Source organism: Flavobacterium sp. ASV13, from assembly GCF_000745775.1.
GTDB lineage: Bacteria > Bacteroidota > Bacteroidia > Flavobacteriales > Flavobacteriaceae > Flavobacterium.
In genome coordinates this window covers 176,194-193,575 of record NZ_JQJY01000008.1, presented here as the reverse complement: position 1 = coordinate 193,575, position 17,382 = coordinate 176,194, and the positions used below count along the sequence as shown (strand labels likewise).

Sequence of the window (17,382 nt, the reverse complement as noted above, 5' to 3'; positions counted from 1 at the left end):
CTCAAAAAAACTTCAACTATCTGATTTACAAGGGTGAATAAGTGTATAATCTACAAATAAATTATCCGAAATTTTCTTTAATATTTTTTTTGTAATTCATAGTAATTCTGACCTAAAAATATGAATTGAGAAAAAAATATGACAAATTACTACTCTTTTGATTTTTAATAAAATGACAGGAAACAGGACGCTACAGGATAGCAAATTGAGTTTCTGCTACTACTTTTACCTTATTACAACCATTAAAAAGTTACTATTATATATCTCTATACTTATATGAAGTAAGTAATTTAGTAACCGTTTTATAAAACTATTGAACCACAACCAATGAAAATAACCACATCAAATTGTCTTATCCTCTTGTCCCTTTGCTGGGTTTTGAATTCTTCCGCTCAGGAAACAAAATCACCTTGGCCAAAATCTACGAATATAAATCAGCCATGGGCGCGCTGGTGGTGGATGGGAAGCGCTGTAGATAAGCCAAACTTAAAAAAAAGACTCTCAGATTTTCATAATGCAGGAATTGGTGGTGTAGAAATTACTCCTATATATGGTGTAAAAGGCGAGGAAAATAATTTCATTGATTATCTATCTCCAAAATGGATGGAAATGCTCGACTATACAGTTCATGTTGCAGATAGTCTGCACATGCAAGTTGATATGGTTTTAGGAACAGGATGGCCTTATGGAGGATCGCATGTAACGGTTGCAAATGCTGCAACAAAACTGATTATTGAAAAATATCCGCTAAAAAAAGACGAAATATTTGACCGAAATATTACTGTTAAAAACAAAAAAGAAAAAAATCCTGCCGAATTATTATATGTAGTAGCTTATGGAAATGATGGCTCGTATATCAATTTGACCGATCAGCTTAAAAAAAATCAAACCAAAATAAAAGACAAAGGTATTGACGGAAAAGCTGTTGAAATTCCGAACCAAACTGAACCTAATAAACTGAAATGGAAAGCAAAAAAAACAGATTATACCCTTTACGCTGTCTTTAGCGGAAAAACAGGGCAACAAGTAAAAAGAGCGGCGCCCGGCGGAAGCGGTTTTACTTTAGACCATTATTCAACAGAGGCATTAGACGCTTATGTAGTTCCGTTTAATAATGCTTTTAAAGGACGCGAAGGCAAAATCAGAGCTATTTTTAATGACAGCTACGAAGTTTACGGTACTGATTTTACACCTAAATTTTTCGAAGAATTTCAAAAACTGCGCGGTTATGATTTAAAAAAAGAATTGCCTTTATTATTGAATGAAACCGATAGTGAAATAGGTAACCGAATTAGAAGCGATTATCGCCAAACAATTGGTGATTTATTATTGAACAAATTCGATAAACCATGGACAGAATGGGCGCATTCGAAAAATTTCAAAACAAAACTTCAAGCGCATGGATCTCCAGGAAATCTGATAGATTTATATGCTGCTGCTGATATTCCAGAATGTGAAACTTTTGGTTCGATGCCTTTTGATATTCCGGGATTCAGAAGAGAAAAAGAAGATATTCGTGAAGGAGATGCTGATCCGGTAATGCTTAAATTTTCATCATCGGCGGCACATATTTCAGGGAAAAATCTAGTTTCATCTGAGACTTTTACGTGGCTTCGCGAACATTTCAAAGCTGCTTTATCACAATGCAAGCCAGAAGCTGAGGATTTAATGTTGAGCGGAATCAATCATATTTTTCTTCATGGTTCTACTTATTCGCCAGACAGAGCAGCTTGGCCGGGATGGCAGTTTTATGCTTCGGTAAATTTCAATTCAAATAATAGTATTTGGGAAGATGCTCCTTCTCTATTCTCTTATATTGCAAACTGTCAATCCATGTTGCAGCAAGGAAAATCAGATAATGAGATTCTGCTTTATTGGCCAATTTTTGATACTTGGGACAAATATCAAAAAGGAACTTTATTTTTTGAATTCAAAATACATTCACTTCAGGAATGGCTTCATCCGACTTCTTTCTATGCTTCTACCAAAAAACTAATGAATCAAGGTTATGGCTTAGATTTTATCTCTGATAATTTTATTGCCGATGCAAAAGTAATCGACGGAAAAATTAGTCTTAATGGTACAACTTTTAAAGCTTTAGTAATTCCTCCCACGCAAAAAATGCCTCTTGCAACTTTGCAGAAATTGATTGAATTGAAAAAAGCGGGAGCAAACATCATTTTCGAAAGCCTTCCAGAATCTGTTCCTGGTTTTAATGATTATAAAAATCAGGAAAAACAACTTCAAAATCTTTTAACTGCAAACAATGAATTGGTAAAACCAACTTCAGATGTTTTAAAAACTTTAGAAAACACTCAAATCTATCCTGAAACGCTTGTAAATACAGGTTTGAAATTTACAAGAAGAAATATAGATGGTGAAAAAATATATTATTTAGTTAATCATACCACAAAAACAATTGATGGATTTATCCCAATTCAAGCTGGAAATAAAGAAGTAGTTATCCTAAATCCACTTACTAGAGAATTTGGAAATGCCATTGTACAAAAATCGGCCAATACAACATTGGTAAAAATTAAAATTGCGTCGGGAGAATCTTATTTTTTAAAGACCGAAAATACAGCTTCGCAGAAAAAATGGAATTATTATGAAGCAACTGCCGATGCAATTCCGTTAAAAGGAAACTGGAAAATAAATTTCGACAAAGGCGGACCACAATTACCTCCAAGCGCAACTATTTCAAATTTAGAATCTTGGACAAAATTAAGTCCTGAAGCCGAAGCTTTTTCTGGATCAGCAACTTACACTTTGGAATTCAACAATCCAAATGCTAAAATTGAACAATGGAGTTTAAACTTGGGAGATGTCCGCGAAAGCGCAAAAGTTTGGGTAAACGATAAATTCATTGGTACAGCTTGGTCTGTCCCTTATCAATTAAACATCGGGAAATTAAAATCTGGAAAAAATATCTTGAAAATTCAGGTTACCAATCTTTCCGCAAACCGAATTCGCGACAAAGAATTAAAAGGCGAAGAATGGAAGATTTTTTATGAAATCAACATGGTTGACAAAGATTATAAAAAATTCGACGCTACAAAATGGTCTCCAATGCCATCAGGTCTTTTAGGGCCAATAACAATCACACCATTAAAACAGCAAAACTAACTATTAACTAAGAATACAAAAAATGAAAAAATTATCCTTATTCTTCTCGATATGCTTTTTGTATACGTGTACAATAAACGCGCAACAGCCATTTGATAAAAAATTAGTTTTAAAACAAATGATTTTGGCTAATGATTATTTCATGCAAAAATGGCCAGAAACAGGCAAAACAATTATCACAAACAAAGAACGCCCAAGTAATATTTGGACGCGTGGTGTTTATTATGAAGGATTAATGGCGCTTCATGAAATTTTCCCAAAAGAAGCTTATTATGATTATGCTTATTCATGGTCAGAGTTTCACAAATGGGGTTTTAACGGAGGAAATACAACTCGCAACGCAGATAATTACTGCGCAGCGCAGACTTACATCGACTTGTACAATTTAGAGCCAGATGCTAAGAAACTAAAAAATACAAAAGCAAATATCAACATGCTTTTAAACACGCCTCAATTAGACGATTGGTCTTGGATTGATGCCATTCAAATGGGAATGCCGGTTTTTGCCAAATTAGGGGTTTTGGAAAAAGACAATCGTTATTTCGAAAAAATGTACCAAATGTACATGTACTCAAGAAACAAACACGGCGATAACGGATTATTTAATCCAAAAGATGGTTTATGGTGGCGCGATGCCGATTTCGATCCTCCATATAAAGAACCAAACGGAGAAGATTGTTACTGGAGCCGCGGAAATGGATGGGTTATTGGAGCTTTAGCAAAAGTACTTACCATTATTCCTGAAAACGCACCACATAGAGACCAATATGTAAAAGATTTAAAAGCAATGGCGGCGGCATTAGTTCCAATTCAGAGAGCTGACGGTTTCTGGAATGTAAGTTTGCATGATCCAACAAATTTTGGCGAAAAAGAAACTTCTGGAACAGCTTTATTCGTTTACGGAATGGCTTATGGAATCAACAGTGGTATTTTGAAAAAAGAAACGTATTTGCCAGTTGTCCAAAAAGCTTGGGATGCAATGATAAAAGAAAGTCTGCATACTAATGGTGCTTTAGGCTTTTTACAATCAACAGGAAAAGAACCTAAAGATGGTCAGCCACTTTCATATGATAAATTTCCTGATTTTGAAGATTATGGTTTAGGTTGTTTTTTACTTGCAGGCTCAGAAATTTATAAAATGAAATAATGAAAAAAACACTCTTATTTCTTGTTTTAATTCTTTTTAAAACCTCGATATTTTCTCAGGAATTTAAGAGAGAAAAATACAACTTCAATTCAGATTGGAAGCTAAAAACCGGAGACTCTAAAAATGCAGAGTCTTTTGGTTTTAATGATAATTCGTGGAAAAAAATCACGCTTCCGCACGCCTATAATCAGGAAGAAGCTTTTGAAAAAGATATTGAACATCTTACTACCGGAATTGTTTGGTACAGAAAAAAGTTTAAACTCCCAAAAGGAATCAAAGACCAAAAAATTTTCTTAGAATTTGAAGGAATCCGACAAGCTGGAATCATTTATATCAACGGGCAAAAAGTCGGAATTCATGAAAATGGCGTAATGGCTTTTGGTTTTGATATTTCAAATTTAATTAAGCCTTTTCCACAAGAAAATATTGTTGCTCTACGAATTGACAATGACTGGAAATACAAAGAACAGGCAACTGGCGCTCCTTATCAATGGAATAATATCAACTTTAATGCTAATTATGGTGGTATTCCAAAAAATGTTTTTCTTCATATAACCAGCAAATTATATCAGACACTTCCACTCTATTCCAATCTAAAAACTACTGGAGTTTATATTTATCCTTCTAAAATTGATATTCAGACAGAAAGTGCTGTTGTCAATGCCGAAACTGAAATCCGTAACGAATTTGAATCTGCAAAAACTGTTGAATATGACGTAATTGTAGAAGATTTAGAAGGAAAAAAAGTCGCTTCTTTTTCTGGCGAAAAAACGACAATTTCCCCGAATGAAACTAAAATTCTAAAAGCAAATTCTCATCTTAATAATTTACATTTTTGGAGCTGGGGATATGGTTACTTATACACCATAAAAACCATTTTAAAAATTGATGGAAAAATTATTGACGAAGTTTCAACTAAAACCGGTTTTAGAAAAACAGCTTTCACTGAAGGGCAATTTTGGCTCAATGACAGAGTTTTACAAGTAAAAGGTTATGCCCAAAGAACGAGCAACGAATGGCCCGCAATAGGGATGTCTGTTCCTGCTTGGATGAGTGATTTCAGCAATAAATTAATTGTCGAAGGCAACGGAAATTTAGTTCGATGGATGCATGTTACCCCTTGGAAGCAAGATGTAGAATCCTGTGATCGGGTTGGATTATTACAAGCAATGCCAGCCGGTGATGCCGAAAAAGATGCGCAAGGTGATACATGGAAACAACGTGTAAATTTGATGCGTGATGCTATTATTTATAATAGAAATAATCCGAGTATTATTTTTTACGAAAGTGGCAATGAATCGATCAGCGAAGCACATATGCACGAAATGAAAAGTCTAAGAGATACTTACGATCCTTTTGGCGGACGTGCTATTGGTTCACGCGAAATGCTGGACAGCCAAGAAGCTGAATATGGCGGAGAAATGCTCTACATTAATAAAAGTGCCCGTAAACCATTATGGGCAACCGAATATTCAAGAGACGAAGGTATGCGTAAATATTGGGACGAATTTTCACCTCCCTTTCATAAAGAAGGCGACGGACCTTTATATCGTGGAACTCCCGCATCAGATTATAATCACAATCAAGACCGTCATGCTATTGAAAATGTAGTTCGCTGGTATGATTATTACAGAGAAAGACCCGGAACCGGAAAAAGAGTAAACTCTGGAGGTGTAAATATTATTTTCTCTGATTCAAATACACATCATCGAGGCGAATCAAACTATAGAACGAGCGGTGAAGTTGATGCAATGCGCATTCCAAAAGATGGTTATTGGGCGCATCAGGTCATGTGGGATGGCTGGGTTGATATTAAGAAACAGCGAACTCATATTCTTGGACATTGGAATTATACTGACAATGTTGTAAAGAATATCTATATAGTTTCAACAGCTCCAAAAGTGGAACTTTCTGTAAACGGAATTTCTCAAGGTTTTGGAAAACGAAGCAGTGAATTTTTATTTACTTTTGAAAATATTGCTTGGAAAGCGGGTACAATAAAAGCGGTTGGTTACGATGAAAATGGAAGTGTTTTAAGTCAAGATGAAAAAAGAACTGCAGGAGAACCATCTCAAATCAAATTAAAATTAATTACCCAACCGCAAGGAATGATTGCTGACGGTGCTGATACTGCATTAATTGATGTTGAAGTAATTGATAAAGATGGAAATCGCTGTCCAATAAGTAATAATATGATTTCATTTTCTGTAAGTGGTCCAGCAACTTGGCTTGGCGGTATTGCGCAAGGACCAAAAAATTATATTCTTTCTAAAGAAATTCCGGTTGAAAATGGCATTAATCGAGTTTTGATTCAGTCATTGGCAAAAGCCGGAAAAATAACTATTTCCGCTCAATCCAATAGTTTAAAATCGGCCGAATTATCGTTTGAAACTAAAGATGTAAATTCTGTAAATGGCCTTTCTGAAGAATTACCAGGAAAAAATCTTCCTTCAAATTTAGAACGAGGACCAACTCCAAAAACACCATCATATACACAAAAAAGAATTCCGGTAAATATCTTAAATGCTATTTCTCCTTCAAATAATAATGATACATACAAAAGTTATGACGACAACGAATTAACGGAATGGAGAAATGATGGAAACATTTCGACAGGATCTATAACCTATACACTTGCAAAACCTTCAATTGTAAATGAAGCTGTTATAAAATTTACAGGCTGGAGAACTAAAATTTATCCAATCCGAATTTTAGCCGACGGGAAAGAAGTATTCAAAGGAAATACAACTCAAAGCTTGGGTTACATCACTATTCCACTAGAACCAATTTTAGCTGAAAAAATTACAATTGAATTAATTGGCGCTAATACCGAAAAAGACGGATTTTCAAAAATTGTTGAAGTAGATCCAACAAAAGAACTAGATTTATATAAAGATAAAACATCGGTTGACGCGACCGGACAATTACGCATTGTTGAAATAGAATTTTATGAAAAAATCAAATAATTTAAGCCGTCTGAAAGCTTCATTGCTTTTCATTTCTTTATCGCTGACAATTCCGGCACTTTCGCAGAAAAAAGAAATTCCGTTATGGGATAAAATTCCAGATGAAATTGTATCCAAAGAATATTCTGAAGAAGTAGACCACAAAAACGAACTTTCAGAAGGAGTTCGAAAAGTAACTTTACCAACATTAACTGTTTATTTAGCAGATCCAGAAAAATCAAATGGAACATCCGTTATAATTTGTCCTGGAGGCGGTTATGGAATGCTGGCAATAAATAAAGAAGGCTTTAAAGTTGCCGAATGGTTTAATAGTTTAGGAATAAATGCTTTTGTCTTGAAATACAGACTGCCAAGCGATTTAATCATGAAAAACAAAACCGTTGCTCCACTTCAAGATGCGCAAGAAGCAGTAAGACTTGTTAGAAGAAATGCTTCAAAATGGAAACTGAATCCGAATAAAATAGGCATCATGGGCTTTTCTGCTGGAGGACATTTAGCATCTACGCTGTCGACACATTATAACGATAAAGTTTATACCCCTTCAGATACAACTAGTGCCAAACCCAATTTTTCGATTTTGATCTATCCTGTAATTTCGATGCAGGAAGGTGTTACGCATCAAGGTTCTAAAGATAATTTATTAGGGAAAAATGCACCAGCTGAATTAGCCGACAAATATTCAAATGAAAAACAAATAACTGCTGAAACTCCAAAAACATTTTTAGTTCATGCAACAGATGACAAAGCGGTTCCGGTTGAAAACAGTATCAATTATTATTTAGCGCTAAAAAAAGAAAAAGTTCTGGCAGAAATGCATTTATACGAAAATGGCGGTCACGGTTTTGGTTTAGGAGTAAAAGGAACAAATGCAAACTGGCCAAAAGACTGCGAAAAATGGCTAACAGCAAACAATTACACTTTAAAACCAGATGGTTATGTATTTACCTATTTTAAAGGAAATGGTGAAGACGGACTGCATCTGGCTTATAGTGAAGATGGCTATAAATGGACGGCTTTAAAAAACGACACTTCTTTTTTAACTCCAGAAGTAGGAAAAGATAAACTGATGCGAGATCCGTGCGTTATCAAAGGCGGAGATGGATTATATCATATGGTTTGGACTGTTAGTTGGACAGATAAAGGAATTGGTTATGCTTCTTCAAAAGATTTAATTCATTGGTCAAAACAAGAATTTATTCCGGTAATGGCTCATGAGGAAAAAGCAAGAAATACTTGGGCACCAGAAATTACTTATGATGAAAAATCAAAAGAATACATGATTTATTGGGCTTCTACAATCGAAGGTAAATTTTTGGAAACAAAATCAGAGGAAGAAAAAGGATATAATCATCGAATTTATTATACCACAACCAAGGATTTTAAAAAGTTCACGAAAACAAAATTATTATATGAACCAGGCTTTAATGTAATTGATGCTTCTATTGTAAAACAAGAGCAGCAATTTGTAATGTATTTAAAAGATGAAACTCGTAATCCGGTTCAGAAAAATATCAAAATTGCATTGAGCAAAAATTTGACCGGCCCATATAGTTCAGCAAGCAAAGCCATTACCGGTGATTACTGGGCAGAAGGCCCCACAGCAATAAAAATAGACAACAATTGGATTGTTTATTTTGATAAATACACGCAAAAAAAATATGGAGCTGTTAAGGAAACTTCAAAAGGCTGGGAAGATATTTCTGAACAAGTAAGTTTTCCGATAGGAACACGTCATGGAACAGTTATAAAAGTTTCTTCAGAAGAAATCAATGCGCTGAAAAAAGAATAACATTTATTTATTTGAAAATAAAAAAGCAGGATATTGAGCAACTTATATCCTGCTTTAAAAAAAATGAATTAATATAATTTTTTGTATTTTTTTTAATTACATCAAAAAAAATAGTCCTTTATAAAAGTTATTAAATTGTGTTTGAAAAATAGAACTGTTAAAAAAGTTCTCTTCCTTATTTTGATCTTTAGATTTTGAATTTTCGGTAAGATGTTGCTTTAACTCACTAACTATCTCAGGTCTTGTTTTTGCATTATCTAAAACAATTAAATTATTAATTTCATCTAAAAGAGATAAACTACTATATAACTGCTTATTGAACAGGCAAACCAAAACATTTCGCCCTTTTTTATCCATCTTTAAAAATTCTAATAATTCGTTTTTTTCATAAACAACGAATATTGAACGATCATATTTAATTAAGTCTTTTTCATTATTAAACAAAAAAGATTCTTCTGAAAAATCGAACTCATTTTTGAATTTTCTTTTAAACATTTTTAAAAAGATCCCTTTATTATCGCGATGCATTTGGTTTTATAGTTCCAACACCAACCTGTGAATAAGCTGAATAGGATCCTAAAACAACAAATAAAGGGAGTAATCTATTTTTCATAACATTTATTATTATGTATTTACTTTTTTCTTAAGTCTTTAGAATTCAAACATCTAAATTTGAAGGTGCAAAGTTCTTTTGAAAATAGATTTATTTCTACCTGCAAAAGTTTTAAAACTTATAGATTAGGGTATATATGGCTTTTATCTCATAAATCACTTATTATCAACAACTAAAACAATATAAAAGAGAAAAAAAACATCTTTATCACTTATCAGGAAAACTATTCTAGACATACTTTGGGAATAAATAAACCTATAAAGCTCTTGATTAAAAAAACCTTGGTGAGGTTATCCTAGATTTTGTTCTACCTAACAAATCAAAACGAAGAAAAATTTCATGAGAGCCCCCATTGTAATTTCCAATATTAGTTACATCATAATCGTAAGCATATCCTATATTAAGACTTTCGCTGATTTGAAACCCAGCCATTCCACTTACGACTGCATCCCATCTGTAAGCCACTCCAAGTGTTAATTTATCCATAAAAAGAAAACTAGCAGAAACATCTACGGCAAGGGGTGCGCCGTTTACTGCCTTAACCATTGTAGCAGGTTTAAACTGAATATTTTCATTCAATTTAAAAACGTACCCCCCTATTGCATAAAAATGCATTTTTTGTGATGCTATTGATATTTTAACATCATCATAAAATTTAGTTTCTAAAATTTGAGGAATAGACAAACCTAAATACCATTTGTCAGAATGAAAGTAAACACCTGCTCCTATATTAGGAGAAACCTGACTCAGAACTCCAGTAAAGTAGGGATCGTCAGGATCATAAACATTCAGTTTATTAAAGTCAACTTGCAAGAAATCAATCGATCCACTAACACCTAAAGACATTGTGATTGATTCCGAGAGTTGTATGGGGCGTGAATAACCAATTGAAAATATGGTTTCTGTAGAAGGTCCAATCTGTTCATTAATAATAGACAGCCCAACACCTTGTCCATTTTGTGCGATAGGGCTCTGAATTGAAAAATTTGCCGTTTCAGGAGCACCTTCTAATCCTACCCATTGTGCTCTATAGAGTCCGAATACACTTGGCACACCGCGTGTTCCTATGTATCCCGGATTAATACTCATCGTATTGTACATATACTGTGTGTACTGCGATTGTTGCTGGGCAAAACATGGAAAAAAACATAACGAAATCAAAATTAGAAGTATTTTTTGATTCATAATTGCTGTTTAGGATCATCTGAAAAATGCGCCTTCTTTGTCCATTATGCGCTTTTAAATGGATCAGAAGCTTTATAGTAACACAACAATAGGTTTTATTGCAATGGGGTTTTGCATATACAACAAATACAAAAGCCATAAATAGTAAAATTTAGGCCTTAAAAAATCACCCATCAAATGACTTTGAAGGTATCTTTTGATTATTCGAAACTAAAATGAAAATAAAGGCAATTAATAATGAAACAAATATGTAAAATACTTGTTTCATGAAGATATAAACTCATAGGGCTTATAATAGAATACATCCAACTGCTTTTAAGAAAAACAGTTAATTTAAGAGCAGATAGAAATATACAATTCAGAATAAAAATCCGAACATCTATCAAAATTACTGAAAATCAATAAATTACAATAATAATTTATTAATTTTTATAAAAAAGAAGAAAGGAATATTATTTTATTCCTTTTTGAAGTGTAATGAGAGAAGAATCTTTTAAAGTTTTAATCTGATTTATTACAATTTGTGCAATTTTATTTGCCCCTAATAAAGAGAGATGCGTATCGTCTTTTTTTTCATCCTTATAATAAGGAACTTCTCCAACTTTGAAATGCAAATGGAGCAATTTTGATTTTTCTGGGCCATAAGACTGCTCTAACAATTCTGTGTAATATTCTAAATCTATGAAAGGTACTTTATATTCTTGAGCCACCAATCGCGTTTCTAAAGGATAATCTCCATGCGTAGGAACCAAAACACCTTTTTCATTAAAATTACGTCGGGCAATTGAAGTCAATAAAATTGGGGTCGCTCCTTTTTCCCTACTTTCATTAATAAATTTAATTAAGTTATATCGATAAGCAGTATGCGGATTTGTGTAGCGAGTGGAATCTTCAATTTTTTCATCGTTATGCCCAAATTCTATAAAAACATAATCTCCTTTTTTTAGTTTTTTATAAATAGAATCCCAGCGTTTTTCATTAATAAAACTTTTTGAACTTCGACCATTTACTGCTTTATTTACAACTGTAATATCATCCTTAAAAAAAGATTGCAGAACCTGAGCCCAGCCATGTTCTGGATTACGATCTGGGTCTTTTTTACTTGCCATTGTTGAATCGCCAATGCAATAAAGCGTTGATTTTTGTCCAAAACTTACCGATGTGATTAGGAATGCTATAAGAAGATATTTTTTCATTTTTGTTATTTTTAATTATCGTCAGTATGTGAGGATTTCAGAACCTTAGAATCTTAGCGTCTTTAAAACTTATTTTGCTGCCGTTGGCACTGATGCTTTTTTTCCAATAAAAACATCTGTCATTAAAACATTTTCGGCATTTTCGTTTGAAAGTGCATTTTTAGCTGATTTTATCTCAATATTCTTTAAAGATATGTTTCTAATTTTTTTATCTGGAAATCCCTGAATTACGATTCCGCTTTCTGATGCTTTATTACAAGTAATATCTGAGAAATGCACATTTGAAATATCCGATTGAAAACCGCTTCCTTCTCCATGATAATTGGCTGTTATATATATACAATCTTCAACTTCATCCAACTGAATATTTCTAACGAAAATATTTTTAATAAAACCTCCTCTGTCTGCATTTGTCTTCAAGTAAATACCTCTTTTTAAGTAACCAATCGTTTTACAATTCTCTACAAATACATTTTGAACTCCAGCTGACATTTCACTGCCTATCACAACACCGTGAAGTCCTTTAAAGTTACAGTTCCTAATTATAATATTTTCGCTTGGTGTTGTTGTATTAGCACGCCCTTCATGATCTCTACCTGCTTTGACAGCTACATTATCATCACCATTATTAAAAGTCACATTTTCAATTAAAACATTTTTAGAATATTCCGGGTCAATACCGTCGTTATTATAATTTAAGGATTTATAACTTATTCCGCGAATTGTAATACTTAGCGATTTTAATAAATGCAGACACCAAAATGGAGAATTCTCAATTCTGACATTTTCAACTAATACATTTTTGCAATTAAAAAATTGGATCATTTGCGGACGCAAAAAGTAGCCTTCACCAAACTTTCTATCATTTAATACGACATTATTATGATTCATTTCACGGCTTCTATTTTTACCTGCTTCTTCTTTTGCTTTAAAACTCTTCCAAATATTTCCTCCTTCGCCATCAATAACTCCTTCACCTGTAATTGCAATATTTGAGCATTCATTAGCATAAATAAGCGGACTATAATTATACAAGATTGTACCTTCCCAACTTGTTAAAACCATTGGAAGATAATCTTTCGGGGTATCACTGAATTTTATTTTTGCCCCTTTTTCTATTTTAAGATTAACATTGCTGACAAAATGAATTGGACCATTAATTTTATAAATTCCTTTTGGCACAATTATGGTTCCGCCATTATTCTTTTTGCATAACAACATTGCCTTATCAAAAAAAGATTTATTGTTTGTAACTGAATCTCCTTTTGCTCCAAGTTTTAGGATGTTAATCTGATAAGAAGGAATAATTGGCAACTGAATTCTTTTTACAATTGAATCTACTTTTGCAGATGGAAATTCGCTGTTTTGAGCAAAAGAAACAGTAGAAATTAATAAAAATAAAAGCACTTTAAAACTCATAATAAAACATTTTAAAATTAGAATTTACTTTGAATACCAAGTTGGAATGTCATCTTTCAAAATAGTTTCTAATGTGTATTTTTCAGCTTCATCCTTTTTTAACTGATGCGACCATGAAATTCTCTTAGTAGGCTGAAATCCTTCTCCACTGCAATTGTATTCGGCATAAAAAGCATTTTTTTCAGCTTCAGGTTTTGACCAATTTTCCCAGCCTTCTGGCTTAATATGTCTGTTTAGTTCACAATTTAAGAAAACCGTTTTGGCATAAATACGCCAAGGTCTTCCTAAATAAACCGCATCTGCGGATGGTTCAGCAGTTAATTTGCAATTTTTAAAAACAAAACCGAAAGGAGTTCCTTCAGGCGTTGAAGCGGCAGTTATATAGGAATTTTTTATGCTGTGAATTTCACAATTTTCAAAAAAGGCAGTTGCACTTCCAAAAATAAAATCTGTTGTGCCCTCGATATAACAATTTACAAAATATTGCTTTGCTTCTTTTCCCGATAAATATAAAGTATCCTGATTTCCAAGAATATTGCAGTTTGAAATTTTGGCACGATTGGCAACAACTGATAAAGCAATTCCTTGGCCATTATCACCGGAAGCATTTTTAATCGTAAGATTTGATGCAGAAAAATCATCTCCTTCTACCAAAACAGTATAAGTATAAAAAGTGCTGTTACGTCCTAAGTTGATTTTCGAAAAATTATCATCAAAAGTAATAATGGTTTTTTCTTTGCTTTCTCCTTGCAGCACCACATTTGTATTCCACTCAGGAATTCGGACTTTTTCATTATAAATTCCGTTTTTTACTGCAATGGTTACTCTTTCATAAGGAAAGGCCGGACAGGCATAAACGGCATCCTGAATTTTAGTAAAATCTCCTGAACCATCTTGTGCTACAGTAATCAGTGTAACATTTTTTTTATCCGCTGAAGAAACTTTTGTTCCGTTTTTAATTGCCCAAGCAGGGTATTTTTTTAGTACTTCTTTTGGTGCGTCAGAATACCAGGAATAGCCATTTCTCCTTTCAGAACCAATTTGATCTAACGATTTTTTCCTGATTCCGTCGCGATCGCAAAAGAACGGTTCATTAGTTTCTAAATCCATAAATCTTGCCCAAATTGGCCCAGCATTTGTGGCTGGAATCATCTTTTTATCTATAATTTTTCCTTCGTCGTTTAAAATTCTCTTTTCTTCTAAATTTGTGATTTTTGTCTTTTCAAACCAAGCTACAGCGCTTTTTACTGCGGTAACAATTTCTCTTGAAGGCTTTTCAATTGACATTAAAAGCAATACTATTTTTGTAGATTCATAGCCGCTTAATGAAGCTAATTCAAATGCTCTTGCATTTGCAGGAGCAAGAGTAATTTCATCATGCTGTGCGCACCAAGCCGTTAAAACACCATTTTGTTTGTATTGTGTTTTCAAAATACAGTCAATTCCTTTATCAAATGCTTTTTTGCATTTTTCAATAATTTCTTTTGATGGTTTAATGCTATAAAAATCAGTTTCTTCACTAATTTGTTTCATGACGTTCAAAATGTTTACCATCGAATCATCATTGTAAGTAATATGCGTATAATATCCTTTTTTTAATGGATAAAACTGAGGCCAGCCGCCGTTTGCATATTGTGCTTCTAATAAATAATTTATTCCTTTTAAAAATGATTCTTTATAACGTTCATCTTTTACCTGAGCATACATTCTGGACATAAAAAGCATTTCCTGGCATGTTGCACCATTATCAGTTGTGGTTTCTACAGCTGTTTTTTTAAGAGTAATTAAATCTTTTTTCTGAGCTGGAGAAAGTTCATTCTGCATCTGAATATTTTTTGGCCATCCGCCAATATTTCTCTGATAAAGCAAAACGTTTTCGGCAATTTTTTTTGCCTCCTCTGAACCAAACCAAGATGATTCATTTTTACGAATAATATCAGGCCAGTTTTTATACGTATTTTGAGCATTTAGCGCAATGCTAAAAACTAACACAAAAAGTACCGCTATTTTTTTTAGTTGAATCATTTTAATCTCTTTTAACTCTTATTATTTATTTTCAACGCCGAAATATTAATTTTTGAATAACAAAAAATTTCAAAAACCATTTTAAACACACTTAAAGAAATCCTTTTCTTACAAAATATATTTAAGTATTACTTTTTTAAGTTTTTCCCTTAAAAACAGTTTATGAAGGTCATTTTTTTGAAAATTCGAAAAAAATTGCATCTTAGCACTTTTTTATTTTGTTACTCGAAACCAATCGACCGCAACATTTCCAGAATCGTTGGTGATTTTTTCGCTCAAAGCAAAAAGACCAACTTTAGCGCCAATCCATTTTCCTTCTTTTGAAATAAAATCATTTCCTATTGCTTGATATTTTTTATCATCCAAACTATAATAAAAACTACAGATTCCTCCTTTTTTAATTTTGACTCTCAAATAAATTGTATCGTTCGGAATCAAAATTGGATTTGTTTCTGTCTCCTCAATTTTCTTATCGAAAGTTCCTGTTTTTTGATTCAAATACAATTTACCATTATCATTTTTTAAATTCAAATAACTGTAATCTAATCCCATAATGATCAAACCGGTCGTTTCGCCATTTAATCTTGTGTTGAAAGTTATTTTTGTCGTTGCGATGAATTCTTCCGCAGGGAATTTTTGAAGAAGCAAATTTGGCGCTTCAAAAATTTTCTTACTGTCTTTTATTGTTGGAACACAGTACAAGCTTAAATAACCTAAACTTGTTGGAAAACCCCAATTATTTTGAGCATTTGCCTGCCATTGCCATTGCAAGCCTAATTTTGGCAAATTAAACTCATCTGATTCCGATGGAGTTTCAATAGGATATTTTTTTCCTACATTGGGTTTTTTAAAAGTCGTTACAGGTTCGCCAATTCCATTTTTATCAAAATCTTGTCCCATTACAGGCCAATCATTTTCCCATTTCATTGGTTGCAAATGGACGATTCTTCCGTAAGCACCTTTATCTTGAAAATGTATAAACCAATCTTCGCCGGTTTGCGTCTGCACCCATGCTCCTTGATGTGGACCGTTTATATTGGTTTTGCCTTGTTCTAAAACTTTTTTCTTCTCATACGGGCCAAAAACATTTTTTGATCTTAAAACCGTCTGCCAACCTGTAGAAACTCCTCCTGCTGGCGCAAAAATGTAATAATAATTGTTTCGCTTATAAAACTTTGGGCCTTCAATTGTTCCTTCTCCATCATGACCGTCAATCACCATGACTTCATCATTGTTTGTAGCTGTTCCTTCGGCATTCATGCTGCAGACTACAAGCAAACTTTTAATTTTTGCACGGCTTCCGGCAAAAGCATGAACTAAATAAACTTTGCCGTCGTCATCCCACAACGGACTCGGATCTATAAGTCCTGTTCCGGCTTTAACCAAAACCGGTTCTGACCAAGGACCTTCTGCTTTTTGGGCTTTAATCATGTAAATTCCGAAATCTGGATCGGGGTAATAAATATAAAATTCATTGTTATGAAAATTTATGCTTGGCGCCCAAACTCCGTTTCCGTGCTGGACTTTATCAAAAGTTTCTGTTGGCGTTTGTTTGATAAGCGCATGCCCGATAATTTTCCAGTTAACCAAATCTTTAGAATGCAAAATTGGTAATCCGGGAATACAATTGAACGACGATGCCGTCATATAAAAATCATCTCCTGCCCTTACTACATCTGGATCTGAATAATCAGCATGAATTATTGGGTTTGTATAAGTTCCATCTCCATTGTCTGGCACCCAAACCTGCGAAAAATTTTGCTGCGCAGACATGGCCGATAATAAAAGAAAGAGGAATTTTATATTTTTCATTTTTAATATGATTTTTTGATGCATCTTTTGAATTCAAAAACTTTCTTTTGAAACCGAATGCCCTAGCCCCGATAGAGCCGGTATCCTTTTTGTTCCGCGATAGC

General features: G+C 33.4%; 10 protein-coding genes. 4 read left to right on the top strand and 6 right to left on the bottom strand.

The features are described from left to right. The first annotated feature begins 327 nt into the window (after window positions 1–327). From GQ47_RS17370 to GQ47_RS17355, 4 genes are read left to right on the top strand one after another with little or no spacing between them, the layout of a single operon-like run. A complete protein-coding gene (locus GQ47_RS17370) occupies window positions 328–3,126 on the top strand; it encodes a glycosyl hydrolase (RefSeq protein WP_035651068.1) in 2,799 nt (932 codons plus the stop codon). Window positions 3,127–3,148: 22 nt separating this feature from the next. Next, the gene (locus tag GQ47_RS17365; protein ID WP_051951616.1) at window positions 3,149–4,273 is read left to right on the top strand and encodes a glycoside hydrolase family 88/105 protein; all 1,125 of its coding nucleotides are present in this window, start codon (window positions 3,149–3,151) and stop codon (window positions 4,271–4,273) included. Beyond that, entirely contained in the window at window positions 4,273–7,239 is a 2,967-nt protein-coding gene (locus GQ47_RS17360) for a glycoside hydrolase family 2 protein (protein WP_035651066.1), read from the top strand. The genes GQ47_RS17365 and GQ47_RS17360 overlap by 1 nt, the downstream gene beginning before the upstream one ends. Beyond that, entirely contained in the window at window positions 7,223–9,028 is a 1,806-nt protein-coding gene (locus GQ47_RS17355) for an alpha/beta hydrolase fold domain-containing protein (protein ID WP_035651064.1), read from the top strand. The genes GQ47_RS17360 and GQ47_RS17355 overlap by 17 nt, the downstream gene beginning before the upstream one ends. A 96-nt stretch (window positions 9,029–9,124) precedes the next feature. Here GQ47_RS17355 and GQ47_RS17350 read toward each other — a convergent pair whose 3' ends face one another. The 6 genes from GQ47_RS17350 to GQ47_RS17325 all read right to left on the bottom strand — a co-directional run bounded on the left by GQ47_RS17350 (window position 9,125) and on the right by GQ47_RS17325 (window position 17,278). Then, window positions 9,125–9,523, bottom strand: a complete 399-nt coding sequence (locus GQ47_RS17350) for a hypothetical protein (protein WP_035651063.1) — start codon at window positions 9,521–9,523, stop codon at window positions 9,125–9,127. Window positions 9,524–9,911: 388 nt separating this feature from the next. Next, on the bottom strand, window positions 9,912–10,826 hold the full coding sequence (locus tag GQ47_RS17345) for a PorP/SprF family type IX secretion system membrane protein (protein WP_035651061.1): 915 nt from the start codon (window positions 10,824–10,826) through the stop codon (window positions 9,912–9,914). A 452-nt stretch (window positions 10,827–11,278) separates the two neighbouring features. Continuing rightward, the gene (locus tag GQ47_RS17340; protein WP_035651059.1) at window positions 11,279–12,022 is read right to left on the bottom strand and encodes a rhamnogalacturonan acetylesterase; all 744 of its coding nucleotides are present in this window, start codon (window positions 12,020–12,022) and stop codon (window positions 11,279–11,281) included. A gap of 69 nt (window positions 12,023–12,091) precedes the next feature. Then, window positions 12,092–13,441, bottom strand: coding sequence for a glycoside hydrolase family 28 protein (locus tag GQ47_RS17335; protein ID WP_035651056.1), 1,350 nt, complete (start codon window positions 13,439–13,441; stop codon window positions 12,092–12,094). Between the two features lie 24 nt (window positions 13,442–13,465). Then, on the bottom strand, window positions 13,466–15,466 hold the full coding sequence (gene pelA, locus GQ47_RS17330) for a pectate lyase (RefSeq protein ID WP_035651054.1): 2,001 nt from the start codon (window positions 15,464–15,466) through the stop codon (window positions 13,466–13,468). Window positions 15,467–15,679: 213 nt separating this feature from the next. After that, window positions 15,680–17,278: a glycoside hydrolase family 43 protein gene (locus GQ47_RS17325; RefSeq protein ID WP_051951615.1), complete on the bottom strand. Its 1,599-nt coding sequence runs from the start codon at window positions 17,276–17,278 to the stop codon at window positions 15,680–15,682. Between the last annotated feature and the right edge of the window lie 104 nt (window positions 17,279–17,382).